General features: G+C 70.4%; 9 protein-coding genes. 4 read left to right on the top strand and 5 right to left on the bottom strand.

From position 1 onward, the window contains the following. Positions 1-18: 18 nt before the first annotated feature. A complete protein-coding gene (hemL, locus tag AC06G6_RS13765) occupies positions 19-1,350 on the top strand; it encodes a glutamate-1-semialdehyde 2,1-aminomutase (protein WP_479822907.1) in 1,332 nt (443 codons plus the stop codon). A gap of 107 nt (positions 1,351-1,457) precedes the next feature. Here the strand turns inward: hemL and AC06G6_RS13760 are convergent, their stop codons facing one another. The 4 genes from AC06G6_RS13760 to AC06G6_RS13745 form a co-directional block, all read right to left on the bottom strand. Further along, a complete protein-coding gene (locus AC06G6_RS13760; protein WP_479822905.1) occupies positions 1,458-2,300 on the bottom strand; it encodes a MetQ/NlpA family ABC transporter substrate-binding protein in 843 nt (280 codons plus the stop codon). Between the two features lie 164 nt (positions 2,301-2,464). Further along, positions 2,465-3,136: a methionine ABC transporter permease gene (locus AC06G6_RS13755; protein ID WP_354351424.1), complete on the bottom strand. Its 672-nt coding sequence runs from the start codon at positions 3,134-3,136 to the stop codon at positions 2,465-2,467. Beyond that, a complete protein-coding gene (locus AC06G6_RS13750; protein ID WP_479822902.1) occupies positions 3,136-4,209 on the bottom strand; it encodes a methionine ABC transporter ATP-binding protein in 1,074 nt (357 codons plus the stop codon). The genes AC06G6_RS13755 and AC06G6_RS13750 overlap by 1 nt, the downstream gene beginning before the upstream one ends. A 312-nt stretch (positions 4,210-4,521) precedes the next feature. Then, positions 4,522-5,232 carry an exonuclease domain-containing protein gene (locus AC06G6_RS13745; RefSeq protein ID WP_479822900.1) on the bottom strand — a complete coding sequence of 237 codons (711 nt, stop codon included), beginning with the start codon at positions 5,230-5,232 and terminating at the stop codon, positions 4,522-4,524. Between the two features lie 152 nt (positions 5,233-5,384). Here AC06G6_RS13745 and AC06G6_RS13740 point away from each other — a divergent pair, with 152 nt between their 5' ends. The 3 genes from AC06G6_RS13740 (at position 5,385) to AC06G6_RS13730 (ending at position 12,894) form a co-directional block, all read left to right on the top strand. Next, complete coding sequence (locus AC06G6_RS13740; RefSeq protein ID WP_479822897.1) at positions 5,385-5,801, top strand: MGMT family protein; 417 nt, start codon at positions 5,385-5,387, stop codon at positions 5,799-5,801. 158 nt (positions 5,802-5,959) lie between these two features. Further along, the gene (locus AC06G6_RS13735; protein WP_479828685.1) at positions 5,960-9,268 is read left to right on the top strand and encodes an ATP-dependent helicase; all 3,309 of its coding nucleotides are present in this window, start codon (positions 5,960-5,962) and stop codon (positions 9,266-9,268) included. Beyond that, on the top strand, positions 9,265-12,894 hold the full coding sequence (locus AC06G6_RS13730) for an ATP-dependent helicase (RefSeq protein WP_479822895.1): 3,630 nt from the start codon (positions 9,265-9,267) through the stop codon (positions 12,892-12,894). Before AC06G6_RS13735 ends, AC06G6_RS13730 begins: the two co-directional genes overlap by 4 nt. Here AC06G6_RS13730 and AC06G6_RS13725 read toward each other — a convergent pair. Then, positions 12,891-14,348 (bottom strand): macrolide 2'-phosphotransferase, encoded by a 1,458-nt coding sequence (locus AC06G6_RS13725; protein ID WP_479822893.1) that lies wholly within the window; start codon positions 14,346-14,348, stop codon positions 12,891-12,893. The genes AC06G6_RS13730 and AC06G6_RS13725 overlap by 4 nt on opposite strands. Positions 14,349-14,477: the final 129 nt, after the last annotated feature.

The following is a 14,477-nucleotide window of genomic DNA, read 5'->3' as shown; positions in this document are numbered from 1 at the left end:
ACTGAAAGAATAGGAACCATGACTTCCAGCCATCCTCGCAACGAGGAACTCTTTGACCGCGCCCGCAAGCTGATGCCGGGCGGCGTCAACTCGCCGGTCCGCGCGTTCGGCTCCGTCGGCGGGTCTCCGCGTTTTATGGTCTCCGCCAAGGGCCCGTACCTGACCGATGCCGACGGCGCCGAATACGTCGACCTGGTCTGCTCCTGGGGCCCGGCACTGCTGGGACATGCCCACCCGGCGGTCCTCGCCGCCGTGCACGCCGCGGTGGACCGCGGGCTGTCCTTCGGGGCATCCACCCCGGACGAGGCCAACCTCGCGGCGATCGTCCAGGAACGCGTCCCCGCCGCCGAGCGCGTCCGGATGGTCTCCACCGGCACCGAGGCGACCATGACCGCCGTCCGGCTGGCCCGCGGCTTCACCGGCCGTGACCTCATCGTCAAGTTTGCCGGCTGCTACCACGGCCACCTCGACGGGCTGCTCGCCGCGGCAGGCTCCGGCCTCGCCACCCTGGCGCTGCCGGGCTCCGCCGGCGTCACGGCCGCCACCGCCGCCGAGACCCTCGTGCTGCCCTACAACGACCTCGCCGCCGTCGAGGCCGCCTTCGCCAAACACGGCGGCAACATCGCCGCCGTCATCACCGAGGCGGCCCCCGCCAACATGGGCGTTGTCACCCCGGGGGAGGGCTTCAACGCGGGACTGTCCCGCATCACCCGCGAACACGGCGCCCTGCTGATCCTCGACGAGGTCCTCACCGGCTTCCGCACCGGGTACTCCGGCTACTGGGGACTCACCGGCGGCGCTGCCGATGCCGCCCAGCCGTGGACCCCGGACCTGCTCACCTTCGGGAAGGTCATCGGCGGCGGAATGCCGACGGCGGCCCTCGCCGGCCGCGCCGAGGTCATGGACTACCTCGCGCCGCTGGGCCCGGTGTACCAGGCCGGCACTTTGTCCGGCAACCCGGTGGCGATGGCCGCCGGCGTCGCGACCCTGACGCACGCCACCCCCGAGGTGTACTCCTTCGTGGACGCCCGCTCGCTGGAGCTCTCCGCGGCCCTGTCGGCGGCCCTGGACACGGCAGGGGTGGACCACTCGATCCAGCGTGCCGGGAACCTGTTCTCGGTGGCCTTCGGCACCTCCGCCCGGGGAGTGCACAACTACGACGACGCCCAGGGCCAGGACGTCTTCCGCTACGCGCCGTTCTTCCACTCCATGCTCGACTCCGGGGTGTACCTGCCGCCGTCCGTATTCGAAGCCTGGTTCCTGTCCGCAGCGCACGACGACTCCGCGATGAACCGGATCTTCGACGCGCTGCCCGCGGCCGCCAAGGCCGCGGCCGCCGCGCGGGCATAGTCCCGAGGGCCGCACGGCCCGGCCGTCCGTTCAGCGGTCGTCGTTAAACACTTGAGGCACCCGCCGCGGCGGGTGCCTCAAGTGTTTATGCTGCGGTCAGTCCGGGACTAGAAGGCCACGGTGACGTCACCGTTGGGCCATTCCTTCTCGATGAACGCCTTGACCTCAGGGGAGTGCAGGAGCTCGTCGAGCTTCTTGATCCGGACGTCGTCCTTGGAGTCCTCGCGCCAGGCCAGGAAGTTCGCGTAGGGGTTGTTCTCCACGGACTCCACCGCGAGGGCGTCCTGGGTGCTCAGGCCGGCTTTGAGGATGAAGTTGCCGTTGATCAGGGCCAGGTCCACGGACGGGTCCTTGAGGTCATTGATCAGCAGTTCCGGCTGGTTTTCGGAGAACTTCAGCTTCTTCGGGTTCTGCTCGTCGGTGAGCGTCAGCACCGAGGTGTCGTCCTTGATGTCCTTGACCAGGCCTGCGACCTGGAGAACCTTGAGGGCGCGGACCTGGTTGGACGGGTCATTGGTGATGGCTACCTTGGCGCCGTCCTGGATGTCCTTGATGTCCTGGACCTTCTCGGAGAACGCGGCGTAGGGCTCGATGTGGACGCCTTCGCCGTGGCCGAACTTGTAGCCCTTCGTGGTGACCTGATCTTCGTACCAGGGCAGGTGCTGGTAGTAGTTGGCGTCCAGGGAGCCGTCGCTCAGCGCGGTGTTCGGCGTCTGGTAATCCTCGATCTCCTTGATATCCAGTTTCAGGCCGGCCTTCGGGGCCAGGTCCTGGTTGATGAACTCAAGGATCTTCGCCTGCGGCACGGGGCTGGCGCCGACCGTGAGGGTGGCGGGATTTGCCGGGTCGAGGGTCGTGACCTGGGCGCTGGGGGTGGACGAACCACCGCAAGCCGTCAGCGCCAGGGCAGTGACAATGCCGGTGGCCAGGAGGGTAAGTGACTTACGCATTGGATGCGTTCCTTTCGAAATAGCTGGATTCACGACGTCGGCGCCGTAATCCGCGCAGGTGCAGGGGGCGGCTACCCGCTGCAGGGTGGGTGGTGCAGGGATCGGCGGGCCGGCCGGGGTCGGGCCGGGCTGCCGGAGTCAGTGGTCGCTGGAGCCGGGACGGGTCAGCGGTGGTCGAGTCCGCGGGAGATCCGCTCGCCGACCAGCTGGATGATCTGGACCAGGACAATGATCAGCACGATGGTGACGAGCATGACCGTGACGTCGAAGCGCTGGAAGCCGTAGTTGTAGGCCAGCTTGCCGAGGCCGCCGCCGCCGACAAGCCCGGCCATGGCGGAGTACCCCACCAGCGTGACCACCGTGGTGGTGGCGGCCGCGACAAGGGCGGGGAGGGATTCGCGCAGCATCACCTTGTTGATGACCTGCATCTTGGTCGACCCCATCACCTGCGCGGCGTCGATCTTGCCGTGGTGCACATCGCGCAGGCAGTTCTCCACCAGGCGTGCGAAGAACGGAATGGTGCCAATCGAGAGGGATACCGAGGCTGCGACCGGACCGAGGCTGGTGCCGGTCAGGGTGCGGGCCACCGGAATAAGCGCCACCATCAGGATCGCGAACGGGATGGAGCGGGTGATGTTGACGATCACGTCGCTGAGGATCCGGTTCGTGACCGGCATCGGGCGGAGCCCGCCTGGGGCGGAGACGTGCAGGAAGACACCCAGCGGCAGGCCGATCAGCACGGTGAAGAAGGACGAGATCCCCACCATCTGCAGGGTTTCGATGATGGCTTCGGGCAGGGCCTTGGCCAGGACGGGATTGCTGAAGATGTCGTTCATCAGTTGCCTCCCTGTTCCCCGCTGGAGAGGACTGAGGTTGAGAGTGCCGAGCCGGCGAAGTCCGGGACCGGGGCTGCCGCAGGGGCCGCGCGCTTCGCGGAGATGCCCCGCTCGTGCAGGTAGGCAAGTACGGCGTCGAGGTCGGCATTTTCCGCCAGCTGAACACGCAGGTGGCCGAACTGCTGCCCGCCGAGGGTCTCGACGCTGCCGGCCAGGACGTTGATGTCAATGTCGAAATGCCGGGCGACGCCGGTGAGGACCGGTTCCTTGGCGCTGTCGCCGGAGAAGAGGATCTCGAGCACCGGCCCGCGCTGCAGGGCACCCGGTAGGGGCTCCGACGGCGGGAGGGGGAGCAATGCGCGTGCCAGCATGCTGTCGAGATCGCCGGCCACGTCCTGCAGCTCCCCGTGTTCGACGATGCGGCCGCGCGAGAGCAGGGACACCGATCCGCAGACGCGCTTCACAACGTTCATCTCGTGCGTGATGATCAGCACCGTGAGCTGGAGGCGCTTGGTGAGGTCCTGGATCAGGTCCAGGATTTCATCCGTGGTGGTCGGGTCCAGAGCCGACGTCGGCTCGTCGCACAGGAGCACGTCGGGGTCCGACGCCAGGGCCCTGGCGATGCCAACGCGCTGACGCTGGCCGCCCGAAAGCTGCGAAGGATAGGCGTTCTCGAAGCCCTCAAGCCCAACGAGCTTCAGGAGTTCCGCGACCCGGGTCCTGATCTGGTCCTTCGGCGTTTTCACGAGTTCCAGCGGGTGCGCCACGTTACCGGCGGCAGTCCGGGCGTCCATCAGGTTCGCATGCTGGAACACCATGCCGATGCGCCGCCGCGCAGCACGAATCTCCGAGTCCTTGACGGAGCTGAGCTCCGTGCCGTCGATGCTGACGGATCCCGACGTCGGACGGTCCAGCAGGGTGAGGCAGCGCACGAGGGTCGATTTGCCGGCACCGGAGTGGCCGATGATGCCGTGAATGGACCCCTTCGGCACGGAGAGGGTGACGCCGTCGAGGGCCACCACTTCCTTTTTGCCCTGCTGGTAGACCTTGCGCAGGTCGGTAACTGTGATCATTGATCCCTTGGCGTTGGGGGAGTGGGCGCGGCTTAGCACACGCCCGGTTATGAACTAAATTATGTCAGCGGCGCGATTTGGCAGCCAGTTGCGAATCATGTTCGTAACAAAGCGTCCAGGGCCGTCAAAAATTCGGTTTATGTACCAAGGAGTCGGATGGTTGGCGGAGCGGGTGGCAGTCTGCGGAATCCCCGCAGGGCCAAACCTGCCGGGCTGGCAGGGCCCTGTCCTGTGATCTCTGTCCCAGCCAGCCGCGGTGTGCGGTGACCAGGGCGGCCTGGCCCCGCGGGGCAGGCCGGCGGCAGCCGCGTCCTAGAAGTCCCCGCGGCTGGCGTCCTCGGGCGGCAGGACGGGCCAGTCCCCTTCGATCACGGCGGCGGGCTTGGTCTTGCGCAGGTAGCTCTGGAAATCGGAGGCCTGGGCGGAGGCCCACTCGATCTGGAGCTGGTGCAGGTGGGTGGCCGGCATCCGTAGCTTGGGGAACTTCCCGGCCATGGCGTCGAGCATGCGCAGGGTGGCCAGGGCGTCGGCCGCCGATGTGTGGGCGTTGTCCAGGTTCACCCCGTACTCCTCGCAGAGGGCGGTGAGAGTGCGCTTGCCCTTGCGGTACCGGTCCACCTGCTTGTTCATGATGTACGGATCCAGTACCGGGAAGCGGCTCAGCTGCGGCACACCGTAACGGGCCGACTCCGCGGCGAGCACGGTGAAGTCGTAGCTGGCGTTGAAGGCGATGACCGGCACACCGGTGTCGAACAGCTCCTGGAGCGCCGCGGCGACCTCCCGCGTCACGTCCGCGGCAGGGCGGCCTTCGCTGCGGGCCCGCTCCGTCGTGACGCCGTGGATGTCGCTGGCCTCCGTGGGAATCTCGACCCCCGGATCGGCGAGCCACTCGTGCTCCTTGACGATCCCGCCGTCGGCGTCCACCACGGTGATGGACGCCGTGACGATCCGCGCGGAGCGGGAGTTCCGCCCGGTGGTCTCGAGGTCGAAGGCTGCGCGGGGGAGGGTGTTCCAAGTGCTCATGCGTCAACGCTACCTGCTGCCACCGACAGAAATGCGCCACCACCCCGCGCCCCGGTCCGGCGTCACCGCGGGCCCCGCCCAGGAACGCCCGAACGCCCGAAGGCGGCCCGCCCGGCGGCCCGTGACAGCGCCGCGGCCGCTAGGCTTGTGCCATGCGGATCGAGTATGTGGAGGCGGTGCTGGAGGTCGTGGCACTGATCCCCGCCGGCGCCGCGGTGGCGTACGGTGACGTCGCCGAGCTCCTCGGATCCGGCGGCCCCCGGCAGATCGGCACTGTCATGAGCCACCACGGCAGTTCCGTGCCCTGGTGGCGGGTCCTGAAGGCCAGCGGCGACGCGCCCCCGGGGCACGAACGGGAGGCCCTGACCCTCTACATCCTGGAAGGAACCCCGCTGCTGGGAGATTATGCGGACTACCTCCGCACCGGCGAGGGGCGCTGGCGAGTGGACCTGATGGCCGCCCGCTGGGCACCGAGCGACGGGGAATTCGACCGGATCGACGCCGTGGCGGAGCGGCTGGAACGGTCCTTGCGCAAACTGTCGGCCCCGGATGATGAAATGACTGTGTGAGCATCCCCAGCAAGAGCCCCCAGCCCCTCCAGCCCACACCAACACACCCCGCACCAACACACCAGACATCAACACAGCCCGCACAGCCCGCGACCAGCGGGCCCGCCAGGGGCGGGCAGCGCACCGCCAGGCCGCGAGCCTCCGGCTCCGCGCTCCGTCTGCTGCCCCCGCGCACGCTGCACAACGAGGCTCCCGTGCTGACGGCGGACCAGCTCGCCGCCGTCGACGTCCCGCACGGCTCCGGCCCGGTCCTCGTCCCCGGGGCGCCGGGGACCGGCAAATCGACGGTGCTCGTCGAAGCCGCCGTCCGGCGTGCCCTGCGGGACGGCGTCGATCCCGAACGGATGCTCATCCTCGCCCCGGGACGCCTCGCCGCCGACACGCTCCGGGACCGTTTCACCGCACGGCTGGACCGCAGTTTGAGCACGACGCCGGCCCGCACCTGGGCGTCGTACGCCTTCGACCTCATCCGGCGCGCCAAGGCCGAAGGGATCCTGCCGCTGCCGCGCCCGCCGAAACTCCTGTCCGGCCCGGAACAGGACCTGATCATCAAGGAGCTCCTCGAGGGCCACGCGCAGCCCGGACTCGAGCTGCCCTGGCCGGAGGACCTGGGCGCTGCCCTGCAGACCCGCGGGTTCCGGCAGGAGGTCCGCCAGCTCTTTGACCGGATCATCGAATCCGGGCGGACCGCCGAAGACCTTGTGGGCCTCGCCCGGCGCTGCCACCGGCCGGACTGGGTGGCCGCGGCGGCGCTGTACGCGGAATACCGCGACGTGCTGGACCTGCGGATGCCCGAATCCTTCGACCCGGCCGGCATCATCACCGCAGCCCGGCAGATCTTCCAGGACGAACCGGACTTCCTCGCCGCCGAACGCGACCGGCTGCAGCTGGTGCTGGTGGACGACATGCAGGAAGCCAACCCCGCCGTGTTCGAACTGCTCGCGGACATCGCCGCGGGCAAGGAGGCCCTCATCACCTCATCCCCGGACACCGTGGTCCAGGGGTTCCGCGGCGCCCGCCCGGACCTGGTGGCCGAGCTTCCCCGGCTGCTCGCCCCGGCCGGCGGCACCGTCCTCGACCGGCCGCTCTGGACCGCGCACCGCCACACCCCGGCGGTGGCGGACGCCTGGCTGTCCGTCGCCGGACGGATCTCCAGCCGCGCCGGCGGGCAGTCCGCGCGCCGGCTCGAACAGCCCGGGAACCCGGGCTCCTCCGCGGGCACCGTCGAGGCGCACCTGCTGCCGTCACCGGTGCACGAACTGCGCTACGTGGCCCAGCGGATTCTGGAGGCCCAGCTCAACGACGGCCGTGAGCTCGGTGACATCGCCGTGATCGTCCGCAACGGCGGCCAGCTCAGCCAGCTGCAGCGCTACCTCGCAGGCCAGGGCATCCCCGTCCGGATCCCGGTGGCCGAATCCGCCGTCCGCGACGAGGTCGCCGTCCGGCCGCTGCTGGACGCCTATGCCGTGGCACTGGACCCGGCCGTACTGACCCCCGAGGCGGCCGTCGCGCTGCTGACCTCACGGATCGGCGGATCCACCGCGATCGAGCTGCGGCGCCTGCGCCAGTCCCTGCGCCGGGAGGAAATCCTGGGCGGCGGCGGCCGCACCAGTGACGTACTCCTCGTCGAGGCCTTGCTGGAGCCGGGCGCGCTCGCAACCCTGGGCATCGAGGGGCACTCCGCGCGCCGGATCGCCCGGATGATCCAGGCCGGCAGGGACGCTGCCCAGGCTCCCGGCGGCAACGCCGAAACGGTGCTGTGGGCGCTGTGGAACTCCACCGGCCTCGCCGCGCGCTGGACCGAGGCGGCGCTGGCCGGCGGCTCGGCCGGTGCCCGGGCGGACCGGGACCTCGATGCCATGATGGCCCTCTTCCACACCGCCGAGCGCTTTGTGGACCAGCTCCCCGGGTCCGGGCCGGAGCAGTTCCTCGAGTACCTGCTCAGCCAGGAGCTCCCGATGGACACCCTCGCCGCGAGGGCGCAGCTGGAGGACGCGGTGGAACTGATGACCCCGGCCAGCGCCGCCGGCCGGGAATGGCCCGTGGTCATCGTCCCCGGCCTGCAGGAGGGGGTGTGGCCCAACACCAGGCTCCGCGGCGAACTGCTCGGCAGCACGCTGTTCGCGGATGCCGTCGAGCACGGCGTCGAATACGCCCTGCAGCTCGATCCCCTCAGCCGGCTGCGCGAAATCCGCTATGACGAGCTGCGCAGCTTCTCCACCGCGGTGTCGCGGGCGCAGCAGATGCTGATCTGCACCGCCGTGTCCTCGGAGGACGAACAGCCGTCCTCCTTCCTGGATTACGTGGCGCCGCTGGATCCGGACCAGGACCGGCGCGGCTTCACCCCGGTGGAGCGTCCGCTCACCCTGCGCGCCCTCGTCGCCGAACTGCGGCAGTACGCCCAGCTCGACGCCGGGACCCCGGAAGCCCAGGAGGCCGCCGCCGTTCTCGGCGCCCTGGCCGCCGTCGAGCCGCCCGTGCCCGGCGCGCACCCCGCGAGCTGGTGGGGCCTTGCGGCCCTGTCCACGGACGGGCCCGTCGTTCCGCCAGGCGGCACCGTGTACGTTTCGCCGTCGAAGGTGGAGACCGTGCAGAAATCGCCGCTGGACTGGTTTGTCCAGGCCGCGGGCGGGGAGGCCGCCACCGACTTTGCGCGCAGCCTCGGCACGCTCGTCCACTCCATCGCGCAGGACCTGCCGGACGCCTCCGGCAGCGAATACGTGGCCGAACTCGTCCGCCGCTGGCCGGCGCTGGGGATGAAGGACAACTGGGAGGGAAAGCTGGACTTCCAGCGCGCCGAAACCATGGTCCGGAAGCTTGCCCAGTACGTGCTGGTGATGCGCAGCGAAGGCCGGTCCCTGGTCGGCGTCGAGCTGGACTTCGAAGTCAAACTCCCGGACGTTCCGACCCCGGCCGGAAGCACCGACGCGGGCGCTGACACTGGCACTGGCACTGGCACTGGCACTGGCACTGGCACTGGCACCGGCACCGGCGCTGACGCTGACGCGGATCGAGACGCCTGGCCGGCCCGTCCGGCCGTGCTGCGCGGCCAGGTCGACCGTCTCGAGATCGACGCCGAGGGCAGGCTCGTCGTCGTGGACCTCAAAACCGGCAAGCGGCAGCCGGGGAAGGCCGACCTCGAGCGGCATCCGCAGCTGGGCGCCTACCAGGCCGCGGTGCTGGCCGGAGGCTTTGCCGGCCCCGACGACGGCCCGCCCCCCTTGCCCGGCGGGGCCGTCCTGGCCCAGCTCGGCACGAGCACCAAGAGCCCGGGCATCCAGGCCCAGGCTCCCCTGGACCCGGCGGAGAACTGGGCCCTGGGGATGGTCGGTGATGCCGCCGGGGTCATGTCCGGGAGCACTTTCGAAGCCCGACACGATCCGTCCAAGGGCGGGCACGGCGGTCACGGCTGCCGCCTGCCCGAAGTCTGCCCGCTGTGCCTGCGGGGAAAGCAGGTCACCGAATGACCCCCGAGACACCCGTGGCCCTGTCCGCGCCCGCAGCCGCGCCCGCCGCGGGGCCCACACCGCTGCCCGCGGCTGCGCCCGTCGCGCCGCCCGCCGCCCTTCCTGCACTTCCTTCTCCAAGGTTTACCCCCGAGGAGCTCTCGGCGCTGCTGGGCGAGAAGAACAGCCCCACCGCCGAGCAGTCGCACATCATTTCCTCGCCGCTCTCACCCCGGCTCGTCATTGCCGGCGCCGGCTCGGGCAAGACCGCCACCATGGCCGACCGTGTGGTGTGGCTTGTCGCCAACGGCTGGGTCCGGCCGGAGGAGGTGCTCGGCGTGACCTTCACCCGCAAGGCGGCCGGGGAGCTGGCCACCCGCATCCGCGCGAAGCTGGCCGCGCTGCAGCGCATCGCAGCGTCCGACACCCAGAACCAGGTCTTCCCCGCCGGGCTGCTCAGCACCGACGCGCTCGAACCCAAGGTCTCCACCTACCACTCGTACGCCAGCGGCATCGTGTCGGACTACGGGCTCCGGCTCGGCGTCGAGCGTGACGTCGTGCTGCTCGGCGGCGCCCAGTCCTTCCAGCTCGCCAGCGAGGTCGTGGAAGCCTTCGACGGCGAATACGAGCACTTCCGTTCCGCCAAATCCACCCTTGTCAAGGCGGTCATCCAGCTCGCCGGGGAGTGCGCTGAACATCTCCAGGACCCGGCCGGGGTCCGCAGCTGGCTGCTGGACCGGGTGGCCGAGTTCGAGTCGCTGCCCTACCTCGCAACCGCCAAAAAAAACCCCAGCCAGGCCGTGGGCGAGCTCAGCGGGCTGCTGCGCACCCGGGCCAGCGTCGCGGAGATGGTGGGACGTTACACGGACGCCAAGCGCGCCCGCGGCGCCCTCGATTTCGGCGACCTGGTGGCCCTCGCCGCCCGCGTCGCCAACGAGATCCCGGTCGCCGCGGAAACCGAACGCCAGCGCTACAAAGTGGTGCTGCTGGACGAGTTCCAGGACACCTCACACGCCCAGCTCGTGCTCTTTTCCCGGCTGTTCGGCGACGGCCACGCAGTCACAGCGGTGGGGGACCCCAACCAGTCCATCTACGGCTTCCGCGGCGCCTCCGCCGGCCAGCTCTTCCACTTCGTCCGCGAATTCCCGGTGCGGCTTCCCACGGAGGACTCCGACGACGGCGCTGCCGCCGGCAACCATGCCGTCACAGCCGTCACAGCCAACACGGCCAGCTCTGCCGGAACTGCGGCCATGGCGGGCCCGGCGCGCTTCGCCGTCGCCCCGACGTCGTACCTCACCACGGCCTGGCGCAACGGCCGGAACATCCTCTCCGCCGCCAACGTCATTTCCGCGCCGCTCAGCAAAGCCGCCGCCCGGACCGGCCCGGCCGGCGAGCGGGACACCGCCGGGGGTGTCGAGGTTCCGCCGCTGCAGCCCAGCCCGGCCGCGGTCCAGGGACGGGTCGTGATGGGCCGCTTTGGCACCGACGAGGACGAGGCCGCGGCCATCGCGGGCGACGTGCTGAAGTTCCGGGTGACCGACTTCGACTTGTCGGCGGCGGAGCCCGAGCCGCCCGCCATGGCGGTGCTGTGCCGCCGGCGCGCCCAGATGGAATGCATCCGCCGGGAATTCGAGGTGCGCGGGATCCCGTACGAGATCGTCGGCCTCGGCGGCCTCCTGGACACCCCCGAGATCATCGACCTCGTCGCAACCCTCCGGGTACTGGCCGACCCGGGCCGGTCCGATTCGCTGATGCGCCTGCTTGCCGGCGCCCGCTGGCGGATCGGGCCCGCGGACCTGATGGCCCTGCGGGACTGGTCCAGTTTCCTCGCCCGGCGCCGCGGCCGGCCCGGAACCGAGGACGACGACGCCGACGACGGCGCGGAGGCGGCCGTGATCGAGGGCGACCTCACGGACGCCGCCAGCCTGGTCGAGGCCCTCGACTGGCTGCCGCGCGAAGGCTGGATCTCCGCGCACGGCCGCCAGCTCAGTGCCGAGGCGCTGGAGCGGCTTCAGCGGCTCTCGGCGGAACTCCGGCAGCTGCGCGGCTACATGGGCGATGACCTCACCACCCTGCTCGGTGAGGTGGAGCGGGCCATGCTGCTGGACATCGAGGTGTCCGCGCGGCCCGGGATCAGCATTCATCAGGCCCGCCGCAACCTGGATGCGTTCCAGGATGCCGCAGCCGGGTTCCTGCACACCTCCCACCGGGTCGACGTGCTCGCCTTCCTGGCCTGGCTGGAGGCCGCGGCCGCTGAGGAGAACGGCCTGGACGCCGCCGCGCCGGAAGTGAACCACGAAGCGGTACAGCTGCTGACCGTGCACGCCTCCAAGGGCCTGGAATGGGACGTCGTGTTCGTGCCCGGGCTCAATGCCGGGGCCTTCCCCAGCAGCCGGGACTCACGCTGGAGCGCCGGCAGCGCCGCACTGCCGTGGCCGCTGCGCGGGGACCGCGCCGACCTGCCGCAGTGGGACCTCGAACACCCGGACCAAAAAGGCTGGCTCGACGCCGAGAAGGAATTCAAGTCCGCCGTGCAGGTTCACGGCGAGGCCGAGGAACGGCGGCTGGCCTACGTGGCCTACACCCGGGCGAAACACGTGCTCTGGGTCTCCAGCGCCGCCTGGGTGGGCTCGCGTGCCGGGATGGCGGAGATGTCGCCGTTCCTGACCGAACTCGAGGTGCTGGTTGCCGAGGGCGCCGCCGCGATCCACCCGCAGTCCGTCAGTGAGGAATCATTGCCGGAGGAGAGCCCGCTGACCTCGGACCTGGAGGTCGCGGGCTGGCCGTATGACCCGCTTGAGGGGCCCATCGACCCGCGCACCGGGTCCCGGCTGCGCCTGGTTCCCGGCCGGCGGGCTGCCATGCAGTCCGCGGCGGCCCGGGTGCTGGCGTCCCTGGACTCCGGCGTGCTGCAGGATGCCGCCGCGGGGCCGGGAGCTCCCGGACCGGACAAACGGCGGCCGTTGCGCGGCCCCGCCGGCGGCTGGGCATCCGAGGCCGCGACCCTGCTGGAGCGCCGTTCCCGGCGGACTGCCGTCCATGAGGTGCACCTGCCGGGCCACATCTCCGCGTCCACGCTGGTGGATCTGGAGGACGACGCCGGCTCGGTCGTAGCCCGCCTCCGCCGCCCGGTCCCGCGGGAACCGGGGATGTCGGCCCGCAAGGGCACAGCCTTCCACGCCTGGGTGGAGGAGTACTTCGGCGCCGCCGGCATGCTGGACCTCGGCGAGGCGGCCGGCTCCGACGACCACATCGACGCAGCGTACGGCCTGGACAGCATGGTGGAAACGTTCCGCCGGTCCGAGTGGGCCAACCGCGCCCCGGCCCACGTTGAGGTGCCGGTGGAGACGCGGATCGGTGACGTTGTGGTCCGCGGGCGGATCGACGCCGTCTTCCGCGATGCCGACGGCGGCTGGGACCTGGTGGACTGGAAGACAGGCCGCCGGCCGTCCGCCGCGCAGCTGAAGACCAAAGCGGTCCAGCTGGCCGTGTACCGGCTGGCCTGGGCCAGGCTCAAGGACGTCCCGCTGGAGCAGGTCAGGGCGGCGTTCTACTACGTGGCGGACAACCAGGTGGTCCGGCCGCACGATCTGGGTTCAGCGGAACGGCTCGAACGGATCGTGGCCACGGCCCTGGGGACCGGCTAGCGGGACTTCGCCTCGACCACCGTGAGAGCGGTCGTCGAGGTGTCCTCTGCCGGGCTCGCCGGGGCCCCGGACGGATCCCCGGCGTCTGGCCGGGCCTGCGCCTGTTCCCGGGCCGGAGCATCGGCCTGGACGACGGCGATCGACTGGGTTGAGGTGTCTTCCGCGGAGGACTCTTCGGCGGCGGGCCCGTCATCGGGAATCGCAGTGACGGAGACGCAGCCGGACACCTTTTGGGGCACCGGCGCCGGCTCGGAGGACCCGTCGGCACCGGCGTCGTCAACCGCGCCGGCATCCCCGGCTCCGCGGTCAGCCCCGACCGCTCCGGATACTCCGCCGGCCGCGAGGGGGATGGGCGTGACGTGCACGGCAGGCATCGCGGTGCTGGAGGGAACGGCGGGGAGGCCGGAGACCGAGTCCGGCGCCAGCAGGGTCACCTTGCTGACGGCCGGCACCGGGGCGCTGCCCGCCGCCGGGGTCTGTGCTGCCTGCTCCGAAGCAGGGGTGGGCTGGGGGAGCGGTTCTACGCTGATCGGCTGCCCGCCGTGTTCCGCAACGTCCTCGGCGAGTGCGGTGAGCATGGACTCGGCCTCGTCGATCATGTCCTGGTTCCCGGCAGCGATGCCCTTGACGAGGTACTGCGCCAGGGCGAACTCGGCGGAGAGCGCGGCACGCCGCAGCAGATGGGCGTCCGGCACGTCGCGCCGGGACGCGGTGTAGTGCGCCAGTACGGCGTCCACGAAGTCCTGGTCGTTGGACGCGACCAGCCAGGCCATGTCATCGGCCGGGTCCCCGATCCTCAGATCGGTCCATCCCGTCACGGCCGTCACACGGTCGCCGTCGACCAGCAGGTTGTCCTCGTGCAGGTCCCCGTGGACCACGCAAGGGTTGAAGCGCCACAGGGACACGTCCTCAAGGGCGTGCTCCCAGCGGCGAAGCAGCAAGGGCGGAATCTTGCCCGTGGTGGCGGCCTGGTCCAGTTCGTTGAGGCGGCGCTGGCGGAACTCGTCGGGGGTGTAGCTCGGCAGATCGGCATTGCTGACCAGCGAGTGGGGCAAGTCGTGGATGGCGGCGAGGGCGGCGCCGATTTCGCGGGCCACCGCGGGGGATGCGGCGCCGAGTTCCTCGACCGACCGGGTCGAGCCGGCCAGGTGCGAGTAGACGAACGTGGTCAGCGGGCCCTGCCGCACGGTGCCGGCAACGGTGGGCATCAGGAACGGAAGTTCGGCCCGGATGCCCGGGAGGAAGGCGCGCAGCACCAGGAATTCCGTTTCCAGCCGTGCGCTGGCCTCGGCGTGGCGCGGCGAGCGGACCCGCCAGCGCTTGCCTTCAGAATCGAGCAGGAGGGCCGAGTCGAAGTCCGCCGGATCGTCGGGCGCAGAGCTGACGGCGGTCGGGGTCAGTCCGGGGACTGCCGCGGTTGCCACAGCTGCCAGTTCGATTGGTTTTCTTCTCACGCTTCCACGGTAGATTGAGCGGCGCCCAAGACGGCGATGCACCACGGCGAGTCTGAAAGTTCGGGAATAAATTGCACACCGCGGCTCCATTCGTGCGCGGTGCACTGCCACCACCCGCGGGTCACGTGC

It is taken from the genome of Arthrobacter sp. CJL-S3 (genome assembly GCF_056711635.1).
The sequence above is the reverse complement of the archived record's forward strand: the minus strand, read 5'-3'. Positions and strand labels throughout refer to the sequence as shown.

Excerpts from the sequence above, each read along its gene's own strand:
- hemL (WP_479822907.1), top strand. The coding sequence starts at position 19 with ATGACTTCCAGCCATCCTCGCAACGAGGAACTCTTTGACCGCGCCCGC.
- AC06G6_RS13760 (WP_479822905.1), bottom strand. The coding sequence starts at position 2,300 with ATGCGTAAGTCACTTACCCTCCTGGCCACCGGCATTGTCACTGCCCTG.
- AC06G6_RS13755 (WP_354351424.1), bottom strand. The coding sequence starts at position 3,136 with ATGAACGACATCTTCAGCAATCCCGTCCTGGCCAAGGCCCTGCCCGAA.
- AC06G6_RS13750 (WP_479822902.1), bottom strand. The coding sequence starts at position 4,209 with ATGATCACAGTTACCGACCTGCGCAAGGTCTACCAGCAGGGCAAAAAG.
- AC06G6_RS13745 (WP_479822900.1), bottom strand. The coding sequence starts at position 5,232 with ATGAGCACTTGGAACACCCTCCCCCGCGCAGCCTTCGACCTCGAGACC.
- AC06G6_RS13740 (WP_479822897.1), top strand. The coding sequence starts at position 5,385 with ATGCGGATCGAGTATGTGGAGGCGGTGCTGGAGGTCGTGGCACTGATC.
- AC06G6_RS13730 (WP_479822895.1), top strand. The coding sequence starts at position 9,265 with ATGACCCCCGAGACACCCGTGGCCCTGTCCGCGCCCGCAGCCGCGCCC.